The organism is Myxococcus stipitatus DSM 14675 (genome assembly GCF_000331735.1).
Taxonomy (GTDB): domain Bacteria; phylum Myxococcota; class Myxococcia; order Myxococcales; family Myxococcaceae; genus Myxococcus; species Myxococcus stipitatus.
Window position 1 is genome coordinate 9,926,127 of the sequence record NC_020126.1, and the last position, 21,849, is coordinate 9,947,975.

Consider the following 21,849-nt stretch of genomic DNA (forward strand, 5'->3'; position numbering starts at 1 on the left):
TGCAACACGGGCGGCGACCCGCGTGAAGGAGGAGGACACCATGGAGCCCGAGGCCGCGCTGCTCACGGACCTCTATCAGCTCACGATGACGGAGGCGTACCTGGCCGAGGGCCAGTGGGACGAGGCGGTGTTCAGCCTCTTCGTCCGCCGCCTTCCGTCGCGGCGCAACTACCTGGTGGCCGCGGGACTGGAGGACGTGCTCCACACGCTGGAGCACCTGCGCTTCCGCGCGGAGGACCTGGAGTGGCTCGCCTCGCTGGGGCGCTTCTCGGACCGGCTGCTCGGCTGGCTGGAGCGCTTCCGCTTCAGCGGCGACGTGGACGCGATGCCGGAGGGCACGCCCGTCTTCGCCCAGGAGCCGCTCCTGGAGGTGCGCGCCCCGCTGCCGGAAGCGCAGCTGGTGGAGACGTACCTGCTCAACGTGATGCACCTCCAGACGCTCGCGGCGTCCAAGGCCTCGCGCGTGGTGGAGGCGGCGCAGGGGCGGCCGGTGATGGAGTTCGGGCTGCGGCGCATCCACGGCGCGGAGTCGGGCGTGAAGGTCGCGCGCGCGGCGTACCTCGCGGGCGTGGACTCCACCTCCAACGTGCTCGCGGGGAAGCGGTATGGGATTCCGCTCGCGGGCACCATGGCGCACAGCTACGTGCAGTCGCACGACGACGAGCTGGAGGCGTTCCGCGCCTTCACCCGCGTCTACCCCGACGCGACGCTGCTGGTGGACACCTACGACACGCTGCGCGGCGTGCAGGACGCCATCCGGCTGGCGCGGGAGCAGGGAGAGGACTTCCGCGTGCGCGCGCTGCGGCTGGACTCAGGCGACCTGCTGGCGCTGTCGCTGGCGGCGCGCGAGCTCCTGGACGAAGCGGGCCTGGAGCGCGTGCGGCTGGTGGCGAGCGGCGGACTGGACGAGGACGACGTCGCGCGGCTGCTCGCGCGGGGCGCACCGCTCGACGGGTTCGGCGTGGGCACGGCCATGGGGGTGTCCGCGGACGCGCCCTCGCTGGACATGGCCTACAAGCTGGTGGAGTACGCGGGGCGGCCCCGGGTGAAGCTGTCCGCGGGCAAGGTGCTGCTGCCCGGGTCGAAGCAGGTCTACCGGCAGGAAGAGGACGGCCTCGCTCGCAGGGACCTGCTCGTGCGGAGGGGAGACGTCACGCGCGGGCGGCCACTCTTGCGGCCCGTGATGCGCGCGGGGCAGCGGCTGCCGGGGGTCCTTCCCTCCCTGGATGATGCTCGGGCGTACGCGCGGCGGGAGCTGGCGCGGCTTCCGCTGGAGGTCCGGGCGCTGGAGCCCGCCCGACCACCGTACTCGGTGGTCGTGGGGGACGGGCTCGCCCGGGCACGTGCTCACGAAGCGGAGGTCTGGGCCACGGGGCCCTGAGCACGCACCAGCACGTTGTCCACCGCGTACGCGCCGCTGCCCAGCAGCGCCTGCGTCAGGAGGGTCACCAGCAGGAACGCGACGTACTCCCAGCCGCCGCCCGCGTTGGTGAACATCCACCCCATGGCCAGGTGCGACTGGAGCGCGCCCACCATCACCGGGAACAGCGCCAGGGCCACCCAGCGGACCTTGAAGCCCGCCAGGAGCGCGAGTCCGCCCAGGAACTCCGCCAGGAACACCGGCGTGGCCATCCAGCCCGGGAAGCCATGGGCCACGAAGAAGCGCGCGGTGCCGTCCAGGGTGAAGATGAAGTACTTCGCCCCCGCGTGGGCCAGGAACACGATGCCCAGGGCGACGCGGAGCAGGGTGGCGGCCAGGACGGGGGAATTCGAGGACAGGGAAGAGAGGATGCGGTTCATGGCGTGGACTCCCGAAGTCGTTGTGGAGACGCGGCATGAAATGCGCCTTTTCCTCCCTGGACGGTAGTCGAACGTCTCGAACGAATCGTTCTGCCAGGAGAACAATCCCCGACGGGGCTCAGGTCCACTCGACGGAGCGGAACTCGGAGGCCAGCACGTCCAGCAGGGCGCGCACCAGGGGCGGCGTGGAGCGCCCCGCGGCGTGGACCGCGTAGATGCCGATGGGCTTGGGGGCGAAGGCATCCAGCACGGTGACGAGCCGGCCCGAGCGCAGGTCCGCGTCCACCATGAAGCGCGGCAGCACGGCCAGCCCCACTCCCTCCGCGGTGGCCTCGCGCAAGAGCGTCCCGTTGCCCACCGCCAGGGGGGCCTCCCGCACGGGCACGGAGATGCGGCCCTTGGGGCCGTGGAAGCGCCACTCGTCCTCCGCGCGCAGGTGCAGGTAGCGCAGGCAGTCGTGACGGACCAACTCGTCGGGGTGCTTCGGCGTCCCCCGGCGCTTCAGGTACGCGGGCGCGGCGCACACGCACAGCGAGGTGGAGGTGAGCTTCCGGGCCACGAAGGTGGAGTCGCGCAGCCGGGAGATTCTCAGCGCGACGTCCACGCGCTCCTCCACCAGGTCGACCAGCGTGTCGCTCAGCCGCACCTCCACCGAGGCGCCCGGGTGGGTGGCCAGGAAGCGCGCCAGGGGACCCGCCAGATACATCTGCGCGAAGCTGATGGGGGCGTTGACGCGCAGCGCGCCCCGCCCCGCGTCGGAGGCGCCCTTCGTCGCGGCGCTGGCCTCCTCCAGCAGGCGCTCGCAGTGGGCGTACACCGCCATCCCCGCGTTGGTGACGGAGAGCTTGCGGGTGGTGCGGATGAGCAGCCGCTCCCCGACGCGGGACTCCAGGCGGGACACCCGCGCGCTCACCACCGACTTGGACACCCCCAGCGCCGTGGCGGCCTGGGTGAACGAACGCAACTCCACCACGCGCGCGAAGCACGCGAGGCCCAGCAGGTCATCGAACAAGGGCTCCGGCACCGGCGCACCCTGCCATGGACGCCCATGTAGGACCAGCGCCACGCGTTTGATACACCGTGTTTCCAATGCAATGCGGTGGCTGATATTCCCCGGCGTCACGCACTGTTGACGAGGAAGACGCGGCCGGACGTCGGACCCTCCCCTCACAATGCGGGCCTCACCCACACATCATGACGAGGAACGAATGACTCAAGGGAGTTTCGTGAAGAAGTGGCTCGGCCTGGGACTGTGCGGAGCGCTGATGACGGCGGTGGGTGCACCGTCCGCGCTCGCCGGGACGCCGGACACCGGGGCCAGCAGGACGACGCTGTCGCCCTGGTCCTCCGCGCCGAGCATGAGCCGGATTCGCGCGCACCACACGGCGACCCGGCTGCTGTCCGGCGCGGTGCTCGTCACCGGCGGCAGGGAGTGGAGCGCGGTGACGGCGACGACGGAGACATACAGCGCGGCCCTGAACACCTGGAGCGCGTCGGCGGCGATGAGCCAGACGCGGTGGCGGCACACGGCGACGCTGCTGGCCAACGGCAAGGTGCTCGTCACGGGCGGCGCGGCTGGCATGACCTCGAGCACGCTGTCGAGCGCGGAGCTCTATGACCCGGCCACCAACACCTGGAGCGCCACGGGCAGCCTGGGCACCGCGCGCGAGGGCCACCAGGCGGTGCTCCTCGCCACGGGCAAGGTGCTGGTGTTCGGCGGCTACTCCCCGGCGGCGCTGAAGACCGCGGAGCTGTATGACCCGGCCACGGGTGTGTGGACGGCCACCGGCTCCACGTCCGTCGTCGCGGGCAGGCCCAGCGCCACGCGGCTGCCCGACGACAACGTGCTGGTCATCAGCGACAACGGCGTCGACACCGCCGCGGAGGTCTACGAGGTGAGCACGGGCACGTGGAGCCGCGTGGCGGACCCGCCGGCCTTCTACGGACACGCGGCCGTGCTGTTGGACCAGGGCGCGGTGCTCGTCACGGGCCAGGAGACGGGGCAGTACGCCAGCGGCGCGTGGCTGTTCTGGCCGGAGGACAATGCGTGGGAGTACGTCTCGTACGCGAACGAGGAGCGGCGCAGGAGCCACTCCATGACGCTCCTGCCGTCGGGCAAGGTGCTGGTCGCGCGCGGCACCCGCAACCAGATGGGCGGCTCCGCGGAAATCTTCGACCCGGCCAACTGGACGCTGCACCTGGGCGGCTATGACTCGCCCACGCAGGGCCACACGGCGACGCTGCTCACCAACGGCAAGGTGCTGATTGTCGGTGGCAGCAGCCAGGAGGAGCCCGAGCTGTACTCCTCCGCGGAGCTGTACTCGGAATAGGCGCGGCCCCACTCCCGCCCGTGTGTACGACGGCACGGGCGGGGTGACGGGCCGGCTTGACTGCCCCGGACGCGTGGTCATCTTACGCTCGCATGCCCGAGCATCCTCCTCGCCTCCTGCGCTGGCTCAGGCTGGTCCTCGCCTGTCTGACGCTCGTGGGCGGAGGGGCCGCCGCGCACACGCTCCCGCCTCCCCTCTCCGTCGCGGCCCAGGCGGGCGGCCCCACGGCCGTCCCCCAGGCGCCGGAGCTGGTGCGCCATGCGCGGCTCGCGCCTCGGGAGGTCTCCCGGCTCCCGGCGCTGGCCGCCCCCCCGGAGTCCGGGAGCCACGTCCCGCTCGAGCCGCCGGGCCCCGCCCGTCGCCTCTTCCTGCTGCATCGGTCGCTCCTGCACTGAGCGCTTCCGGAGTCGTGTCCCCCGGAAGTCCACCCAGTCACTGGAGCAACCATGTCTCGCTTTCTCTCGCGGGCGCGCGATATCGCGTGCGCCCTGGCGCGACACCTTCGTCGCGCGTTCCGCCTCCTCTTCATCCTCATCCTCGTGGCCCTGCCCATCCCCGTCGCCCCGGTGGTGGCCGCGCTCCTGCGCCCCTTCCGGCGAAACCTCCCCGCGGAGGTGCTGCGCAAGAAACAGCCCTGAGCCCCGTCAGCGCTTGGAGCGTGTCTCGCTCTCGCTGCGCCCGCCGAAGTCATCGCCGTCGATGGGGGGCGCACGCGTGCGCTTGATGGGCAGCCGCCAGCCGCGCCTCACGGATATCAATCGCACCGCCGCGCCCACCGCCATTCCCGCGGCCAGCGCGAGGCGGCGGTGCCCCGTCAGGGAGAACGCCAGACACACGAGGCTCGCGGCGAGCGCGGCCAGCGCGTAGTACCCGGGCTCGGGTCTCATCACCGTGGGCGTGCGCCGGATGAGGACGTCGCGGATGACGCCTCCTCCCGCGGCGGCGATGATGCCGATGAGCACCGCTGTCCCCGGACTCAAGCCCACTTCCAGCGTGCGCTGGGTCCCCGCCACCGCGAAGGAGCCCAGCGTCAGCGCGTCCAGCGTGGACAGCAGCTTCACGGTGGGCCCGTGCTTCAGCTCGAAGATGAACGCGGCGAACGCGCCCGTGAAGGCCGCCACCAGATAGGACGGCTTCACCAGCGCGAGCGGAGGCCCCACCTGCAACAGGGTGTCGCGCAGGATGCCGCCTCCCACGCCGGACACCAGCCCCAGCACCAGGAAGCCCATCAGGTCCATCTTCCGGCGCTCGGCCAGCAGCGCGCCCAGCACGGAGCCGGAGAACACGCCCGCCAGGTCCGCGACCATCGTCCCCGCGGCGATGACCTCTTCCTGGAAATGGGGCTCCGACAGGTCGAGGGGCATGCGCACGACACCTCCTGGACACCGTGGGGATGCCCGCCGCCGAGGGCAACCCGCGCCCGCGGGCCCAGGCTCCGTCCGCACGGAGCCTCCTCCCTGGCGCGCGAGCACTCAGGCGACGATGCGACACGTCCCTGCCCCGTGGACGCACTCCGCCGCCGACAACACCTTGCCTGGGTAACCCCCTCCCCCGAGCAAGGACATGGACCCCACCCAACCCGCCGACCGCATCTTCGAGGGGGGCACCCTCCTCACCATGAACGAACGCCAGCCCTCCGCCCAGGCCGTGGCGCTCCAGGGCGGCCGCATCCTCGCCGTGGGCACGCGCCACGAGGTCTTCGCGTTTCAAGGACCCGACACGGAGGTCGTCTCGATGCGGGGCGGGACGATGATTCCCGCCATCGTCGACGACGACACCTCGCCGGAGAATGTCGAACAGGAACCACAAGGCACGCTGGAGCCCGGCCAGCGCGCCAACTTCGTCGTGCTCAACGGCAACCCGCTCACCGTGACACCGCGCGCTCGCGAGGAGCTGCGCGTGATGCACGTGGTCAAGGATGGCCAGAGTCTCTACATGGCGGACACCGAGGCCGCGCGCGAGGACGCGCCCATCTTCGGCGAGGACCTCTTCCTGGATGAGAGCGGCTGGCTCGTCTGAGAAGAAGCGCTCGACGACACCGGGGCATTTGGCACCCGCCGCGCGTGGGCTATCCGAAACTTCTTCACGCTGTACTCCGCAGGTGACTTCCTCCCACGCCCGGCGTTCTGCGATGGTGGGAGGAAACCCCGCATCGGAGAGCCTCATGCTCCGCCGCCTTGGCCCCGCGTTCTTCCTTGGCTCCGTGCTTCTCTGCGGCGCCTGCAAGAAATCAGAGGACCCCGCGCCGACGACTCCACCGGCGCCTCGTCCCACCGCGGAGCCCACCGCCACCTTCACCCTCTCCCTCCTCCAGGACGCGCCCGCTTCGGGCTGCACCTGGATTCGCCAGGACACCACCGGCGCACGCAAGGCCGTGGCCACCGTGGATGCGCCTTGTGAGCAGGTGGACCTGGCCTGGAGCGCGGACGGCAAGCAGGGCGTGCTGGTGGACCGAGGCCACGGCGCCACGGCGCCACGCGCCTGGAAGGTGGACTTCGAGTCGGACCAGGGCCCCCTGCCCTTCTCCCTCCCGGCGGAAGGTCACACCGACTCGGTGGGCTTTGACGCGCAGGGCCACACCGTGGCGCTCGTGTCCCAGTTGGAGGGACTGACGCGCAAGGCGGAGCGAGGCGAGGAGTTCTTCGTGGTGGAGGGTCGCCGGCTCCCCGTGCCGGAGACGGAAGGCAGCGCGGGCCTGGCGCACGCGTACCGCCGCGAGGGAGAGCAGTGGCGGCGCGTCGAGTCGGTGGCCACGGTGTACGAGACGGAGGACGCGCCGGGCACGACGGTGCTGGCCACGGCGACCCAGCTGGTGTCCTCGACGTCGGGCCAGGACCCGGAGGTGCCCACGGCCACGGAGCTCTCCGAGGGCAGTGAGGACGCGGTGCGGCTGGACGCGGTGGTGAAGGACAAGGGCCACACGGAGTTCGGCACGTGGGTGTCGCTGGAGACGCATGGCGGGCCGCTGTATGCGTGGCGCGCGGCGCGGGAGTTGCCGGTGCTGATGCCGCCGCTGCGCTGGGAGCTGGGTGATCGCCTCGCCGAGCCGGAGTCCCTGTCGCTGTCGCCCACGTCGGTGGTGGAGCTGCGCGTGAGGGGCTCGCTGCTGCTGGTGACGTCGGACCACGGCGCGCGCATCTACGACACGCGGACCAAGAAGCGCATCGCGCACCTGGATGGCGTGCACGACGCGCGCTTCTGGCCCAAGCCGCGCACCGTCACCGCGGCGATTCCGTCCGGGACGTCCGCGGCGCAGTAGCTCTCTCGCCGCGAGCGGAGACGGCGGGGGTGGCTAGCGGATGCCGCCGTTCTCGCGGACCGCCGAATCAAACAGCCAGAAAAGGCCGGCCCCGCAGAGCCCGAGCAATCCCAAGGCCAGGAACCAGACCCAGAATACACCCACCGCGGCCTGTCTCCATCCCATGCGGCCCCCATGGTGGTACGCAGTGACGCGCGCCATGAAGCTCCAGATGAGAATCACATACAGGCTGAGGACCGGCACCAATCCCAGCAGGTAGACACCCTGGGAAAGGGCATATCCGCGCATCGTCGATTCGAGCGGGACGCGTGCGCCGACCATCCGCAGAATCACATTGTCCAAGCATGCCGCCAGGAAGGAACCGACCGCGTTCGCCAGGGGCAACACGACCAGCCAGCTGGCGAAGGAGGGGACGTCTATCGATTCGGGGCGACCCGAGAGGAGCGGCTCTATGGCGAAGAAGAAGACAACCGTCGGGAGGAACCCTGTGCAACCACAGAGGAACATGAACAAGACGGAGTCTTTCACGCTCCCCTTGGGCTCCATCCGGGCGAACGTGGCATCAGGACGCAGCATCACCTCCATGCACGTCATCCAGAACGCCCTCGCCCAGCCCAATTCCTCGCGCTGGTCCCAAGGAACGGGCGCGTGCCGCATGTGCTCCTTGCAAGAGTCACAGTAGGGCGAGCCCGTGGGGCCGAAGCACAGACACGCCGCGCAGGAGAAGGCACCGCAGCGCGTGCAGGGCTGGACGCTCACCCGCGAAGGATGGACGACACAGACAGCCATCCCCGCTTCAGGAGGCGGCTCCATCGGCGACGAGGCGCCACACGTGCCACAGCCAGCGCCCTGGCACAGGGGACATGAGACGGAAGACATGCCGCCATCGTCCCCCTGCCCACTCCGGCCGGAGGACGCGGACCCGCGAGAGGTGGTGAGAACACAACCCTCAGTCCTCGCAGGTCAACACTCGTCCGGCATTCCAGTCGGACAACCCCTGCTCACGGATGCCCTGCCCCCAAGCCCAGGAGGCCCGGCGGTCGCTCTCGCGCCCGACCCCAGGCGCGTCAGAGCGCCTGACGCGGACGCACCAGCCCGTGGTCATCCGGCACGGCCCCCGCGCCACGGACGACGGAATCCGAGGCCGGCTCCGGCCGAGCCTCCCGCGCACGCCGTGCCTGCCTCAACGCCGCGCGAGCCTCCGCCTTGTGCCCCTGCGCCTTCTCCCGCTTCGCCAGGGCCTCCCACAGCTCGGGCGACTCCGGATGCAGCGCGACGCCCGCGCGCAACAACCCCAACGCCACGCGCGGAGACTCGGGTTCGACTACCCGCTTGAGCAGCATCATCGGCGCCAGCGCCAGCGCGCCCTGGGGCGTCTCCATCGCCTCGCGCAGCAGCGGCAGCACCTCCTCGTCCCGCTTCGCCACCAGCAACGCCTGCGACAACGCGAGCCGGGCCTCCACGCTCCGAGGCGACACCTCCACCGCGCGCTCCAGCCAACGCAGCCGCGCGGGCAACTGCTTGCGCCACCCGAACCCCTCCGCGACGCGCACCAGCTCGTCCGTGTAGTCCGGGCGAAGCTCGGGCCACTGCGCCACCGCCTTCTCGAGCGCGGGCCAGTGCACCTCCGGGTTCTTCACCTCATCCAACCGAAGCCGCCGCAGCTCCGCCGGAACCTCCGCGCGCTTCCACCCCGCCACGAAGCGCAGCAGGTCCCCGCGCAGCGGCTCACCCAGGCGCGGCGTCTCGGCCGCGCCCTCCGCCTCACACGCGGCCAGATAGTCCGCGAAGAACGACAGCGGCCCTTCCGCCGGGTACGCGAGGAGCCGCTCGGGGCCCTGCGCCTTCTCCAGCACGCGAGCCATGTGCGCGCCCACGCGGATGAACACGGAGCCCAGCTTCGGGTCATGTCCGCTGCGAATGCGCTCCAGCGCCGCCTTCGAGTCCTTCGCGATGAGCTTGCGGTCCAGCATCTCCGACACCCGCGCGAACGCCCCGGGCACGTCTTCGTCCGGAGTCAGCGTGCCCGGCCCTCGCGTGGCCCACAGGTGATAGGCCAGGCCGTAGCTGACGATGCGCGACAGGCCCTCGTACACCACGGCGTCCACCGGGTCCGCGAAGTGCGCGTCGCGGCGCGTGGCGCCCGCCTCCAGCACGCCCTCCATCAACCGGATGGAGAGCCGACGCAGGCGCTTGGCCTCGCCCTCGATGTTGGTGGCGAGCGCAATCACCGTGTCCTCGGCGGGGAACATCACCAGCAGCGTCGTGGTCTCCGGCTGCCCTCCCGCGTGCGCCACCAGGTAGTGGCCGCGCAGCGGATAGGTGGCGAAGCCCATGCCGTAGTCCGTGAGCCGCCCATCCCGCGTGGCCATGGACGACTGCATCATCCCCATCGTGTCGCGCGACACCAGCTTGTGCGTCAGCACCGCGCGGCCGAAGCCCAGCATGTCGCCCACCGTTCCGCGCGTGCCTCCTCCGCCGAAGCGGCTGGACACATCCAGGAAGCGCGACGTCTTCACCACGCCATCCTTCAGCCGGTAGCCCACCGTCTGGTGTTCATCGCGCGTCGCGGTGACATCCAGGTCCGCGTGCGCCATGCCCGCGGGCTGGAAGACGTGCTCGCGCAGGTAGTCGCGGTAGGACTTCCCCGACGCCGTCTCCACCGCCGCGCCCAGCAGGTTGTAGCCCCACGTGCTGTACAGGTAGCGGGTGCGCGGCTCGAAGGAGAGCGGCTTCCCGGAGAAGACGGAGACGGCCTCCGCCGTGCTCAAGGGCTTCAGGTTGATGGTGGAGGCGAGCCCGTCATACGTCGGCACCCCGCTGAGGTGCCCCAGCAGGTCCCGCACGGTGACGGCCCACTGCTTCGTCGGATAGCCCGGCACCAGCGTGTGGATGTCCGCGTCCAGGCTCAGCTTGCCCTGCTCCACCAACTGCATCACCGCGACGGCGGTGAAGGACTTGGTGATGGACGCCAGCCGGTACGTGGTGCGCGGCGTGACGGGCAGCTTGCGCGCCATGTCTCGCAAGCCATAGCCACACACCCAGCGCCGACTCCCTCGGGAGATGCCCACGGACATGCCCACCGTGGGCCCCTGCGACAGCTCCGCGCGCACCATCGCATCCAGCACCCGGGTCACCTCCTCGGGGAACGCGCTCGAGCCGTCAGCGGCCTCGGGGCTCGCGGGCTCGCACTCCGACGGGAGGCGCGGCGCCGCCAGCGCGGGCGACGCGAGCAACCACAGCACGGCGAACAACCCCGTGGACCTCATCATGGCGGAGTCTCCGTGGCGGTGGCGGACGGCGGCGCCTGGACAGGCACCCGCGAGGCCACGGAGCCCGAGGACGGCGGCGTCTCCGCCCACGCCCGCAGCAGCGCATCCGTGACCAGGTGCCCCAGCACATCCAGCCCGCGTCCTCGTGGGTGCACCAGGTCATCGTGCATGTAGCCGGACCGGTGGAAGCGCTCCAGCGAGCCCTTGCCGCCCATGGCCTCGTAGAGGTTGAAGAAGGCACAGCCCTCCGCCAGCGACACCTCCCGCTCCGCGCTGACGACGGCCTCCAGGAAGGGGCGCTGGGTGAGGGCCTTGCCCCGGTCCTTCGCGTCGCGCACCGCGTCCATCGGCCCCACCACCAGGCACGCACTGGACGGCGCCGCCGCACGGGCCCGGCGCAGCAGCGTGCCCAGGTCCGCGCGCAGCGTCTTCAAGTCCGTGCGCTTCCACTCCAGGCGCTTGGACTCGTTGCCGCCCAGGAAGAACACCAACAGCCGAGGCTCCCGCTCCGCGAGCTGCGAGCGCAGCGCGCCGTCCTCCAGCCGCGCATAGAGGCTCGCGTCCGCCGACGGCACCCCGAGCATGTCCAGGACGATGCCGGGCCGCGCCTGCTGGAGCACCACGCCCTGCACCACCGCGCCCTTGCCCTCGGCCACCACGTCCACCACCGTGGCGCCCGCGGGCACCACGAAGCGCGTGGACTTCGACAGGCCACTGCCAAGGGGCTCCGTCCGCGCGAGCACCGCGTCGCCACTCCGCACCGTGAGCGCGCCCGCGTGGGGGACATCCAGCCACCACAGCGTGCCGTGCGGCTCGCCCTCCAGCTTGAAGCGGCTGCGCGCCTGGGCCGTGGTGGCCACGTGGTACACGCCGGTGATTCCGAACGGATGCGGCGGCTTGCGAAGCTCGCCCAGCGTGCGCGGCTGCCACCCGCTCCTGCTGTAGCCCGTGCGGCCGCGTCCACCGTACGGCGCCATCCGGTCCACCAGCAGCACGCCCCGGCCCGCGACGCCGAAGCCCGCGCCCAGGTCCTCGCGGAGGATGTCCACGATGCGGTCGCCCGCGATGAGCGAGTTGCCGAAGGCCTCGATGACGGTGGGCGTGGACGCCGTGCCGGCGGACATCGCGTCCAGCGACTCGAAGAAGGGCGCCAGCGCGGTGCGGCCACAGCCCGCCGCGGACGGCGTGACACACGGGTCATCCACCCGGGCCCCCACGGCGCCCAGCTTCAGCGCCAGCGCCTGGTTCGCGAGCGTACGCTCCTGGGGCTCGGGCACCACCCGGCGGAGCCCCCCCGGAGGCGCGGGCGCCGGAACCTGTCGAGGGGGCGACACCCCCACCACCGGAGGAGGCGGCGCGGGGCGGGCCTCGGACCCGATTTCACAGGCGGTCAACAGGCCACCGCAGGCCAGGACGTGGAGCACGGCCCGCCAGCCACCCCACCCGACTTCCAGATGCGTCATGCGGCTGACAGCGTAGACGAAAGCCCCCTCCCACGCATGTTCCCGGCCAACCTGCCCGGCCGCCTAGCGGCCATGATTCCATTGCGCACAATCGACCTGGAGCGCATGGTGCAGGGAGGAATCGCCATGCCCCACTCCAAGAAGCGCGTGGACCCGCTGCACCTGAACGAGCAGCTCTGCTTCACCCTCTACTCGACGGTGCACCTGCTCAACCGCACGTACCGGCCGCTCCTGGAGAAGCTGGGCCTCACCTACCCCCAGTACCTGGCCATGCTCGTGCTGTGGGAGGAGGACGACGTCACGGTGAAGGCGCTGGGGGAGCGGCTGCTCCTGGACTCCGGGACGCTGACGCCGCTGCTCAAGCGCCTGGAGGCCTCGGGGTTCGTCAAGCGGGAGCGGGACGTCCTGGATGAGCGGCAGGTGCGCATCCGCCTGACGGCGACGGGCCGCGCCCTGCGCACCAAGGCGGAGTCCGTGCCCCTGTCCATCCTGGAAGCTTCCGGCTGCGCGCTGGAGGAGCTCCAGGACCTCAAGTCGCGCGTGCTCTCCCTCCGCGAGTCCTTGAGCTCGCGGCTGGGGCATGAACCCACGCTGCCTGGCACGAGCAGGCGCAAGAAGCAGGAGTAGTCCGGCTACACCTGGGTCTTGAGGACGTCCTTCAAGCCGCTGGAGCCCTTGTCGACGACGCGGCTCACCAGGTCCAACGCCTGGGCGTAGCGATACATGGAGGCCTGGAGCGACAGCAGCTCCGTGTTGGAGAAGCGCGCGCCGGAGGACGCGGACTGGATGATGCCATCCAACACGCCCTGGCCTACTTCCAACTCCCGGACGAACCGGGAGATGCCATTGAAGACACTCTTGGCGGTGCCCGCGACGGGGGGGACCACGCCCACCGAGGAGACGTCCCTCGGGGTGCCCGTGCTTGTCATTGCCTGGGCCTTGTCCGAGAGGACGCCATCGAATCGAGAGGCTTCGAGCTTTTCGGCTGGAGCGCCGCCCTGGGACTGCGTCACCAGGGGCGGCAACATCGAGGGGGCAGCCGTCAGCGGGCTGGTCATCAGTGTGTCTCCTTCGTGCGGGGGGTGGAAGGCAGCCACTGCGGAGTATCGCCTTCAGCACTGACAGCTTCCGGGCCCGACGCAAGGAAACACCCTGGTAGGTTTTGTGATTACGCGCGTCCGACAACTGTTCCCCAGTGGCGCAAGCGCTCAACCACATAGGCAGGGTCGAGGAGGCCCTCGGGCGAGTACAGTCCCGGCGCAACGGGCGCTCCCCCTCTGAGGCCCAGCAATCGCTCCACCGCGAGCGCCACGCCGCGTCCGCTCAAGCCGGAGTGCACGTCGCCATCCACGAGCGCGTGGCGCACGCGGGCCGTCGTCCCATCGGGCAGCTCGCCCTCGATTTCGATGATGAGCTCATGGCCAGGGCCCTTGCCGGGCGCGCGCTGGGACGCGGAGCGCACCGCCATGTCCAGCCGGACGGTGCTCGCCCCCGTCGACGCGGCGAGCGTGGCCACGTCGAGGAGGGGATAGGCGTGCCCCTTCCACGAGGTTCCGTCCACGCCCTGGAAGGTTCGGGTGGCGTCCTCTTCGCTCGAGGCCCAGATGAACTTCCCGTCCTCGAGGATGAGGGGGCTGGGCACCGACTTCTGGAGGCGCACCATGTCGCCGGAGGCCGCGGGGCCGCCCACGTCCTCCTCGTCGAAGATGCCGGAGAGGTAGATGGCGTGGACCTTCTTGAACTCTCGGGCGAAGTGCAGCGCGGAGAGGGCGGCGGTGCCTCCCAGGAAGTTGCCCAGCAGGAGGACGGCGGAGTCCTTCGGCCGCTGGATGTAGCGCCCGACGGCCGGGCCGATATCGAACGCGAAGTCGGAGAAGGACACGTAGGGCAGCCGGTGGTCCTGCGCGTACTTCATGGAGCGCAGCGAGTCGTCCTTGAGCAGCACCACCACGGCGCTGAAGGCCGCGTCGGGCGCCAGGCCCAGGTCATCGCGCTCCAGGTCGACGCGCACGGCCTCCGCGTGGCCGATGTCCTTCGCCAGCGCCGCGGCCTTGGTCATGTCGCGCGCGCCAATCCGCACGGGCAGCTCCGGGTGGAGGTCTCTCAGCGCCTTCACGGCCCGGCGTCCGACGACTCCGGAGCCACCGATGATGAGGACGGGTTTCACGTTCGAGGCAGTCACGTTCGAGGCAGTCATGGGGAAGTTCCTGTGATGAGGAGGGGAGGGATTACGCGCCGCGGACCTGGAGGCCGGACTCCTGGAGTCGGCGCAGGTGGTACTCGGGCTCGATGAGGACGGTGGGCAGGTAGAGCCCCGGCTCGACGGGGGCTCCCCCCGCGAGGCCCAGCAGGCGCTCGACGCCGACGGCGACACCCACCGCCGTCACGGGCGCTTGTCCCGCGGGGTGGATGAGCTCGTGGCGCGTGCGGGCGGGCGTGCCGTCAGGGCGGGTGCCCTCGAGCTCGATGATGATTTCGGTGGAGTACGGCTCGCCCCGGCGGCGCGAGGCGGAGGTCCCGATGAAGACGTCGGTGCGGACGGACTTCGCGCCCGTCGCCGCCGCGAGGGCCGAGGGGTCCAGCAGGGAGTACGCCTGCCCTTGCACCTCCAGCCCGGTGGAGTCGCGGAACTTGCGCATGCCCTCGGTGCTGTCCACCCAGCGCCACTGGCCGTTCTCCAGGAGCAGGGCGTTGGCCGCGGACTTCGTCATGCGGTCCAGGTCCGCGTACGCGGCGGGGCCGCCCACGTCCTGTTCGTCCAGCACACCGCCGATGGCGATGGAGTCCAGCGTCTTGAACTCGCGGGCGAAGTGGAGCACCGCGGCGATGGCGGAGCCCACCAGCCACGTGCCATTCATGAGGATGGCCGAGCGCCCAGGCCGCGCCATGTGGAGGGCGACTTCGGGAGCGACCTCGAACAGCGCGGTGGAGATGCCCTGGTAGGGCACGCCTTGCGCCTGGGCGTAGCGCAGCGAGTTGAGGGAGTCGTCCTTCAAGAACATGACGACGGCGCTGTAGGCGCGCTCCGCGGGCTGGCCCAGGTCCGCGCGGGTCAGGTCCACTCGCGTCGCATCCGCGTGGCCCAGCTCGCGCGCCACCGCTTCGGCGCGGGCCAGGTCCCTTCCTCCAATGGTGATGGGCAGCGTGGGCTGGAGCCGGCGCAGCTCCTTGGCCGCCAGGGAACCAACGACGCCGGAGCCTCCAACGATGAGAACGGGCTTCTGCTTGTGCGTGGACATGACGAGGTCGCTCCTCTGCCGCGAGGGCAGTGGGTGGGGGTTGCCGGTGGTCCGGCGGAAGACAGTGACGCGATGTCTCTACACTTAGTAAGTTACTAGTCGTAAGTTCGCAACGACTTTTGAGGAAGTGCTCCGGCGGTTGCGCGTGCGGAACGAGGCGGCTAAGCCCGGAGAGGAGTCACGACGTCCATGAGCGAGACCTCATCCAAGAAGATGCCGAAGGCGCAGCGTCGGGAGCAGTTGCTCGACGTGGCGTTCACCCTGGTGCGGGAGGAAGGCACGGACGCGCTGACGCTCGCGCGCCTGGCCGAGCGGGCGGGGGTCAGCAAGCCCATCGCCTATGAGCACTTCGAGACCCGCTCGGGCCTGCTGATGGCCATGTTCGAGCGCATCGACTCGCGACAGGTCACCCTGCTGCGGGAGGCGCTCCAGAAGACGAAGCGGAAGCTGGAGGACGTGGCCAAGGTGATGAGCGCCGCGTACATGAGCTGCTACCGGACCAGCGGCCCGGAGCAGCACGCCATCACCGCGGCGCTCAAGGGCGACGAGCAGATGGAGGCCTTCTATCAAGGAGTGCTCGACCGCTACGTCGCCTTCTATGCGGAGACGCTCGAGCCGTTCTGCGAGCTGCCGAAGGAGGCGCTGCGGCAGCGCTGCGTGGGCATCATCGGCGCGGCGGAGGCCATCTCGCGGGAGATGCTGCGGGAGACAGTCTCTGAGAGCGTGGCGGCGGCGACGCTGGCCTCACTCATCATCTCGTGGCTGTCGGCGCGCAAGTAGGACGCGCGTGCCTCGACTTCGTCGGAGTGAGGCATCAACCACGCTCCTCGCGGAGTCATCCGTGCGCAAGCAGGGCGCCATGCGCGTGCATCGGCTGGGTCGATGTGATGCAGTCGCGCGGTGCTCGAAAGTGTCACCATCGACCAGTTGAGGACGCTCCAGGCCGTGGCGGAGGAGGGCAGCTTCTCCGCGGCGGCTCGGAGCCTGGGCCAGGGACAGCCCGCGGTCAGCCAGGCGATGCAGCGGCTGGAGAAGCAGCTCGGGATGCGGCTGTTCGACCGCAGCAGCCGGGTGCCTCGGCTGACGGCGAAGGGAGAGGCCGTCGTCGCTGCGACGCGGCGGCTGCACGACGACCTGGCCACGTTCCAGGCGGTGGTGGGCCGCATCAAGAGCGGCGAGGAGACGAAGCTCGCGCTCGTGGTCGACGCCATGTTCCCCACGGAGGCGCTGGTCTCCTTCGTGAAGGAGCTGGCGAAGGCGCATCCGGGCGTGGAGCTCTCGCTGGAGGTGGAGCTGCTGGCGGCGGTGACGGAGCGCCTGAGGGAGCGCAAGGCGACGCTGGGCATCGCGGGCTCGGATGCGGACCTCTCCGGGCTGGAGCAGCGGCCCATCGCGCTCATGAAGATGCTGCCCGTCGCCGCGCCTTCGCATCCGTTGGCGGCGGTGAAGGGCGTCATCACGGAGGAGCAGCTCGCCACGGCGACACAGTTGGTGCTGAGTGAGCGGCTGCCCGAGGGGAAGACGGGCACGGCGGACCGGGGCGTGTTCTCGCCGAGGAGCTGGCGGGTCGCGGACCTGATGACGAAGCATGCGCTCATCCTCGGAGGGCTTGGCTGGGGTCATGAGCCCGAGCACCTGGTGCGCGAGGACCTGTCGGCGGGGAGGCTCGTGCAGCTTCGACTGGCCGCGTGGGAGGGAGGACCTCCGCCGCAGCGCACGCTCGCGCTCGTGAGACGGAAGGGGGCACCGCTGGGGCCCGTGGCGACGTGGGCCGCGAACCGGCTCACGGCGCTGTGTCAGCTCGCGCTCGACGAGGGTTGAGTCCCACGAGCAATCCCTGTCGGGTATTGAATCGGGCGTCGTGTCTCACCGCGGGAGGGATGTTGACGCGGCGACGGAGACACCGCGCCGCTCGCGGCTCGCGCGTGTCGCTTCTGTATTGTTCGTCTCGACCCCGGAACGGCCTGCTGGTGGTGTCGCGGGGGAACGCATGCTCGATACCAGCACTGAGACACTGGACAGGCTGAGGGGTGTTGGCGACCCCGTGGTGGACGACCTCGTCGCCGAGCACCTCACCTCGCATGGCCCCGAGTCTCTCGAGCACTTGCTCCGTGACTTGTTCCGGATGCAGCGACTGCCCGCAGGTGAGCCCTGGGTGCTGCGCTACCTCGCGGCGTTGCCTCGGAACAACCTGGTGGAGCCGGAGGTCATCGCGAGGGGGCAGCGACTCTTCGGGCTCTACGGGCCCGAGGTCCTCATGATTCTGGGCTCCTACTCCCTCCACCTGGCCTACGCGGCGGGACACGGTGTCCAGGCGGTCTATCGCTCACGACGGCTGAAGGACGACCCCATCCGCCGTCTCTGCGACACGGCGCAGATGGTCATCAACGTCATGCAGCCCGGTGGACTGGCGGAAGGGAGGATTGGCTGGCTCGCGACGCGCAAGGTCCGGCTGATTCATGCGCTCATCCGGCACCGGCTGCTGAGCGATACCTCCAATCCCTGGCTCGAGGAGTGGGGGGTGCCCATCAACCAGGAGGACCAGGCGGGCACGCTGCTGACCTTCTCCATCGCCACGCTCGACGGCCTGCGGAAGATGGGCGTGAAGGTGTCTTCAGCCGATGCGGCGGCCTACATCCAGGCGTGGTCGGCGGTCGGGCGGCTCCTCGGCGTGGAGGCATCGCTTCTGCCGTCCAGCGAGGAGGGGGCGATGTTCCTCGCGCGGCGCATCAGTCAGCGGCATGTGCGCTCCACGCCCGAAGGACGTCACCTGGCGGAGCAGTTGCTGAGCTCCGTCCAGACGCTCTACCCGGTGCCGGGCTATGCCGTGAGCCTGACCCACTTCTTTCTCCAAGACGCGGTCTTCGGGGACGGCGTCGCGGCGGCATTGGATATCCCGAAGCCGAACTGGACGAAGTGGCTGGTCGCCGCCCGGGCGAGGCAGAAGCGGGTGGCCCTTCGGGCGTCGAGGTGGGTGCCTGGAGCGCGGCGACGACGGAGCTGGATTGCCAGGCACTTCGCACAGCGGTTGATTCTCTTCCTGCGTCCGGATGCGCAGACCCCGTTTGAAGTGCCGCCCGCGTTCAAACGGTGCTGGGGGCTGGAGGAGCACTCGCTTACTTGAGCTTGGCAAGCAGCTTCGCCAGGTCCCAGGCCAGGAGATAGACCACTCCCGCTTCTTGAGGCACCACGACGCGATAGGAGCCTTGAGGGAGCGCGGCGACATCTCCAGCAACGAGCTTGACGACCTTTTCTCCGAACGCGATCCGGAAGCTCCCAGTAAGGACGAAGCACTCACCTGCGCTCATCAAGCCATCGAAGGTTGTGCCTGGCTCATGCTTGTTCAAGCTCACCCGGTAATTCCACTGACGCGGGCGCAGGGCACGAACACGCTCCTCCGAGAGCGGCGCACTGGAGAGTTCGGACCAACGTCGCACGGTGATCTTCTTGGGTTCCATCAGTCACCTCACTCGAAGTCGGGACTGCGGTCACTGCTTCGCCAGGGCGCGGATGACCTTCCGGGCTTGCCCTCTTACGAACTGCGAAGCCCAACGCGCCTCCTGGATTTGCTGAAGGGCATCGAGCAAGTCCGCATCGACATCCGCGGGCTCCATCCACTCGATGGCACGCGCCGCCCAGAAATCCATCCGGCTTCTGAGGGCCGTCTCCAGCAGCCGCGCGACGGGAAACGCTCCAATCGAGCGCCATGCCACGCCGCTGGACTCCGTCTTGCGACGAACCTCGTCCATCACGGCGCCTCGCTCCATCTGCAGCAGAGGCAGGGCTGGAACGTATTTCGACGGGCGCAGGTCGAAGAACGCGCCCCCTTTCTCAACCACCCACTCACCGTCGACCCGCACACCCAACTGGGTGTCATTCCCGAAGCGAAGAACCGGAAGCCATTCCATTCGCCACCAGCCTCCCTGCCTCAGTTCTTGGTGCTGTTGCCGATGCTCTTGAGCACGTTCCAAAAACCAAAGAACGGTGGCCCGGGCTCGAGAAAGAGCGCTACGCGCTCACCGTCACGACAAACCAGGGTCAGTCGATTGAGAGCCAGTTTCCCTCGCGGGTCACAGGCAAGCGCCGCGGACACGTAGCCAGAATCGACCGTGGCGTCCTCGATGTCCCCCCAGTGGAGGCTTCGGGCATCAGGACCTGTCTTGACCACGACTCGCGCTGTCGTGACCAACGTCCATTGGTCTTCGTTCTCGAAGCAAGCCAAGACAGGGAGCTCGGTCGGCATGAGCTTGACCTGTTCAAGAAGCACCGCACGCACGGTCTCCGGGAAGCTCCCAACCGGATGGGTCCATAGGTCCTCGCCCCCAGTCCGCTGGAAGATGCGCATCAGCCGCTGGGCTTTCCCCTTCGCACTGAGATTCTTCATGGCGTCAGACTCTTCATGGGCTTGCTTCGCCGATAGGGCCCCCGTCCGCCCCCGGGTGGCCACGCAACGGGGTTACTCCTACGTCGGCTCCGTCACATGAACTTCGGCATCACGTGCAGCCTCTTCGCACAGCCGCACCCGAACGCACGTTTCGCCCGATACCCGCGGAGTGGTCACCGCAACCATCGTTGCATCATGAAGACAGCCCCATCCGATGTTCGCGATCTTCATGAGTACCTCCTACGAGAGCTCCACCGTCACGCCGGGGACGAAATCCTCGAAGACGACCAGATTCACCCGGGTGCGCTCCCCGATGCGAAGCAAGAGTGCTCGCACGGACTCCCAGGGGAGTCCTCCAAGCCCTGCGCCGATGCGCGGGAGACCGACCCGCTCGAGCCCTTTGGCTTCCGCCTCCTGGACCATCTTGACGACAGCACTCTCGAGCGAACCCAACTCCGCTTTCGTCCGCCAGGTCTTCTGAGTCCCAAGGTTGAAGACCGTCATTCCCCCCTCGGTCCAGGTGAACACGTCTCCCAGTCCGAAGCGGCCGTCCGCACAGCGCTGCTTGTACTCGGCGTACATCTTCGGAAAGCGCGCTCGAAACTCGACGGCAATGCCCTTGCCCATGGCGCCAGCGCAGTTGCACCCATGCGCAAGAGCGTCCAACCCTTCCTGCCGCAGCAGGTCTCCACTCACGAAAAAGCTGGGCATCGAGCCAGCACCTCCCACCAGACCTGCTCGAACTCGCCGAACTCGGCCTCTCGCTTGAAGAAGCTCGCCATGGCACCGTCGATCAGGACTGCACGATACCACGCACGATGGCTTCGCCCTCCCATCCATTGCAGTGCGTGCGTGTTCCACCGCCTCCGAGTCGAGGTCAACTCGAAGGCGGTGCTCACTTCGTGAAGACTCAGCGACGCCGCTCCATGTGGAGCGGGCCCTGGAATGCAGCAGGGGGTGTGACGGCGACCTCGGGCCCCAAGGGGAAGGCTCCCGTCGGCTCTGGGGGCGGCCTGCCCGTGAAGTCCTCGCACGAGCCGTCATCTCGCCACTGCGAGTGGAAGGTCCGCATCGCCCAGGCATCCGCATCCCCGCGCACGCGATACTTGCCCTTCACGGGAAAGGGCATGCGCGGCATGACGGCAAACGACATGTACGGTGTTCCCGTGCAGTCCTTCGTCTCGAAGTACACGAGGGAAGCCAGGTCATCGACGCGGAGGAGGTGACTCGGGTCTGTCCCCTCGAAGGTAGGCTTGCCCGTCTCCTTGTGCACGGCCCAGGTATGTCCCTGTGCATCGACGAGGTACGGCGCGCAGATGGGCGCGACCACCGTCCCCTTCGCATCCACGTAGACCCACCCGTCGCAGGGCGGGACACTCTGGGATTGACCCGCGGCGCCCGGCTCGCCTTGGGCGCCTCGCTCGCCAGTCAGTCCGCGCTCTCCTTGCGGCCCCCGCTCGCCAGTGAGCCCGCGCTCTCCCTGGGGGCCCGGCTCTCCGTTCGTTCCTGAGCTACAGCCCGCGAGCAGCAACATTCCGACACAGACACTTCCGACCAGCCTGGGACGCTGAATCCGATGCATGTCTTCCTGACTTCCGTTGACTGTCTTCTTGGTTGAGTTCACAAGGTCCCCCTTCTTGGAGCGCGCACAGATCGCGCATCCCTCGCCAGGTGCTCCCTGCGAGAACTCCAGCGTGCCCCGCGTGCACCACCCGTGCAATGTGGATGTGGGCTGCTTGAGTTCAGCTTGGGGACTGACTCGGCGGGATTCGGCAAGGCAGAGTCCTGCCTTCCCCTACCCAGCAAACTCCTTCGGAAGCTCCCAAGCAAAAACAGCAACACACTCAGCTTCAGGGCTCACCACCAGGCGATAGCTACCGCTAGGGAACTCGGCAACATCCCCAGCGACGAACTGGGCGACCTGCTCACCGAATTCAATCTGGCAGTGCCCTGCCAACACGTAGCACGTACCCGCCCGCATTCCGCCAGCGACCTCTTCCCCTGGCGAATACCGATCAACGCTCACCCGATACTTCCTCGCGGGCACATGCAGAGCACGCACACTCTCTTCCGAGAGCGGTTCACTAGAGACATCGGACCAC

At 69.3% G+C, this 21,849-nt stretch carries 25 protein-coding genes; 10 read left to right on the forward strand and 15 right to left on the reverse strand.

What is annotated here, in order from left to right; genetic code table 11:
* The first annotated feature begins 40 nt into the window (after positions 1–40).
* A complete protein-coding gene (locus MYSTI_RS38610) occupies positions 41–1,381 on the forward strand; it encodes a nicotinate phosphoribosyltransferase (RefSeq protein WP_015353304.1) in 1,341 nt (446 codons plus the stop codon).
* Here the strand turns inward: MYSTI_RS38610 and MYSTI_RS38615 are convergent.
* Together MYSTI_RS38615 and MYSTI_RS38620 are read right to left on the reverse strand one after the other, a co-directional pair.
* Entirely contained in the window at positions 1,348–1,800 is a 453-nt protein-coding gene (locus MYSTI_RS38615; protein ID WP_015353305.1) for a DoxX family protein, read from the reverse strand. The two genes, MYSTI_RS38610 and MYSTI_RS38615, sit on opposite strands and share 34 nt — an antisense overlap.
* 118 nt (positions 1,801–1,918) lie before the next feature.
* A complete protein-coding gene (locus MYSTI_RS38620; protein ID WP_015353306.1) occupies positions 1,919–2,824 on the reverse strand; it encodes a LysR family transcriptional regulator in 906 nt (301 codons plus the stop codon).
* A gap of 184 nt (positions 2,825–3,008) precedes the next feature.
* Between MYSTI_RS38620 and MYSTI_RS38625 the strand changes: the two genes are divergently transcribed.
* The 3 genes from MYSTI_RS38625 (at position 3,009) to MYSTI_RS38635 (ending at position 4,768) form a co-directional block, all read left to right on the forward strand.
* Positions 3,009–4,130 carry a Kelch repeat-containing protein gene (locus MYSTI_RS38625; RefSeq protein ID WP_015353307.1) on the forward strand — a complete coding sequence of 374 codons (1,122 nt, stop codon included), beginning with the start codon at positions 3,009–3,011 and terminating at the stop codon, positions 4,128–4,130.
* A gap of 92 nt (positions 4,131–4,222) precedes the next feature.
* The gene (locus tag MYSTI_RS38630) at positions 4,223–4,525 is read left to right on the forward strand and encodes a hypothetical protein (RefSeq protein ID WP_015353308.1); all 303 of its coding nucleotides are present in this window, start codon (positions 4,223–4,225) and stop codon (positions 4,523–4,525) included.
* A gap of 51 nt (positions 4,526–4,576) precedes the next feature.
* On the forward strand, positions 4,577–4,768 hold the full coding sequence (locus tag MYSTI_RS38635) for a hypothetical protein (protein WP_015353309.1): 192 nt from the start codon (positions 4,577–4,579) through the stop codon (positions 4,766–4,768).
* Positions 4,769–4,774: 6 nt separating this feature from the next.
* On the opposite strand, the gene MYSTI_RS38640 is transcribed toward MYSTI_RS38635, so the two are convergent.
* Entirely contained in the window at positions 4,775–5,494 is a 720-nt protein-coding gene (locus tag MYSTI_RS38640; RefSeq protein WP_015353310.1) for a trimeric intracellular cation channel family protein, read from the reverse strand.
* A gap of 199 nt (positions 5,495–5,693) precedes the next feature.
* On the opposite strand from MYSTI_RS38640, the gene MYSTI_RS38645 reads away from it, so the two are divergent.
* Together MYSTI_RS38645 and MYSTI_RS38650 are read left to right on the forward strand one after the other, a co-directional pair.
* Positions 5,694–6,149, forward strand: coding sequence for an amidohydrolase family protein (locus MYSTI_RS38645; protein ID WP_015353311.1), 456 nt, complete (start codon positions 5,694–5,696; stop codon positions 6,147–6,149).
* Positions 6,150–6,294: 145 nt separating this feature from the next.
* Positions 6,295–7,389, forward strand: coding sequence for a hypothetical protein (locus tag MYSTI_RS38650; protein ID WP_015353312.1), 1,095 nt, complete (start codon positions 6,295–6,297; stop codon positions 7,387–7,389).
* Between the two features lie 33 nt (positions 7,390–7,422).
* Here the strand turns inward: MYSTI_RS38650 and MYSTI_RS38655 are convergent, their stop codons facing one another.
* The 3 genes from MYSTI_RS38655 to MYSTI_RS38665 all read right to left on the reverse strand — a co-directional run bounded on the left by MYSTI_RS38655 (position 7,423) and on the right by MYSTI_RS38665 (position 12,124).
* A complete protein-coding gene (locus MYSTI_RS38655) occupies positions 7,423–7,974 on the reverse strand; it encodes a YIP1 family protein (protein ID WP_169558695.1) in 552 nt (183 codons plus the stop codon).
* Between the two features lie 482 nt (positions 7,975–8,456).
* Positions 8,457–10,661: a serine hydrolase domain-containing protein gene (locus MYSTI_RS38660; protein ID WP_015353314.1), complete on the reverse strand. Its 2,205-nt coding sequence runs from the start codon at positions 10,659–10,661 to the stop codon at positions 8,457–8,459.
* Positions 10,658–12,124 (reverse strand): GDSL-type esterase/lipase family protein, encoded by a 1,467-nt coding sequence (locus MYSTI_RS38665; RefSeq protein WP_044282596.1) that lies wholly within the window; start codon positions 12,122–12,124, stop codon positions 10,658–10,660. The genes MYSTI_RS38660 and MYSTI_RS38665 overlap by 4 nt, the downstream gene beginning before the upstream one ends.
* Before the next feature lie 126 nt (positions 12,125–12,250).
* Here MYSTI_RS38665 and MYSTI_RS38670 point away from each other — a divergent pair, with 126 nt between their 5' ends.
* Positions 12,251–12,751, forward strand: coding sequence for a MarR family winged helix-turn-helix transcriptional regulator (locus tag MYSTI_RS38670; RefSeq protein ID WP_044900963.1), 501 nt, complete (start codon positions 12,251–12,253; stop codon positions 12,749–12,751).
* Positions 12,752–12,756: 5 nt separating this feature from the next.
* On the opposite strand, the gene MYSTI_RS38675 is transcribed toward MYSTI_RS38670, so the two are convergent.
* From MYSTI_RS38675 to MYSTI_RS38685, 3 genes are all read right to left on the reverse strand, one after another.
* Complete coding sequence (locus MYSTI_RS38675) at positions 12,757–13,182, reverse strand: hypothetical protein (protein WP_015353317.1); 426 nt, start codon at positions 13,180–13,182, stop codon at positions 12,757–12,759.
* Between the two features lie 110 nt (positions 13,183–13,292).
* Positions 13,293–14,321, reverse strand: coding sequence for an SDR family oxidoreductase (locus tag MYSTI_RS38680; protein ID WP_015353318.1), 1,029 nt, complete (start codon positions 14,319–14,321; stop codon positions 13,293–13,295).
* 31 nt (positions 14,322–14,352) lie between these two features.
* Entirely contained in the window at positions 14,353–15,363 is a 1,011-nt protein-coding gene (locus MYSTI_RS38685) for a saccharopine dehydrogenase family protein (RefSeq protein ID WP_015353319.1), read from the reverse strand.
* Between the two features lie 189 nt (positions 15,364–15,552).
* On the opposite strand from MYSTI_RS38685, the gene MYSTI_RS38690 reads away from it, so the two are divergent.
* The 3 genes from MYSTI_RS38690 to MYSTI_RS41240 all read left to right on the forward strand — a co-directional run bounded on the left by MYSTI_RS38690 (position 15,553) and on the right by MYSTI_RS41240 (position 18,487).
* Positions 15,553–16,143, forward strand: coding sequence for a TetR/AcrR family transcriptional regulator (locus MYSTI_RS38690; protein WP_015353320.1), 591 nt, complete (start codon positions 15,553–15,555; stop codon positions 16,141–16,143).
* A 120-nt stretch (positions 16,144–16,263) separates the two neighbouring features.
* Complete coding sequence (locus tag MYSTI_RS38695) at positions 16,264–17,184, forward strand: LysR family transcriptional regulator (RefSeq protein WP_015353321.1); 921 nt, start codon at positions 16,264–16,266, stop codon at positions 17,182–17,184.
* 223 nt (positions 17,185–17,407) lie between these two features.
* Positions 17,408–18,487 carry an oxygenase MpaB family protein gene (locus tag MYSTI_RS41240; RefSeq protein ID WP_052351134.1) on the forward strand — a complete coding sequence of 360 codons (1,080 nt, stop codon included), beginning with the start codon at positions 17,408–17,410 and terminating at the stop codon, positions 18,485–18,487.
* Here MYSTI_RS41240 and MYSTI_RS38705 read toward each other — a convergent pair.
* The 6 genes from MYSTI_RS38705 to MYSTI_RS44065 form a co-directional block, all read right to left on the reverse strand.
* On the reverse strand, positions 18,480–18,821 hold the full coding sequence (locus MYSTI_RS38705) for a hypothetical protein (RefSeq protein WP_015353323.1): 342 nt from the start codon (positions 18,819–18,821) through the stop codon (positions 18,480–18,482). The genes MYSTI_RS41240 and MYSTI_RS38705 overlap by 8 nt on opposite strands.
* 30 nt (positions 18,822–18,851) lie before the next feature.
* Complete coding sequence (locus tag MYSTI_RS38710; protein WP_015353324.1) at positions 18,852–19,271, reverse strand: hypothetical protein; 420 nt, start codon at positions 19,269–19,271, stop codon at positions 18,852–18,854.
* Positions 19,272–19,291: 20 nt separating this feature from the next.
* A complete protein-coding gene (locus MYSTI_RS38715) occupies positions 19,292–19,747 on the reverse strand; it encodes a hypothetical protein (RefSeq protein WP_015353325.1) in 456 nt (151 codons plus the stop codon).
* 78 nt (positions 19,748–19,825) lie between these two features.
* Complete coding sequence (locus MYSTI_RS44060) at positions 19,826–19,978, reverse strand: hypothetical protein (protein WP_169558696.1); 153 nt, start codon at positions 19,976–19,978, stop codon at positions 19,826–19,828.
* A gap of 9 nt (positions 19,979–19,987) precedes the next feature.
* Positions 19,988–20,458 (reverse strand): macro domain-containing protein, encoded by a 471-nt coding sequence (locus MYSTI_RS38720; protein WP_015353326.1) that lies wholly within the window; start codon positions 20,456–20,458, stop codon positions 19,988–19,990.
* Between the two features lie 199 nt (positions 20,459–20,657).
* On the reverse strand, positions 20,658–21,329 hold the full coding sequence (locus MYSTI_RS44065) for a collagen-like protein (protein WP_015353327.1): 672 nt from the start codon (positions 21,327–21,329) through the stop codon (positions 20,658–20,660).
* Between the last annotated feature and the right edge of the window lie 520 nt (positions 21,330–21,849).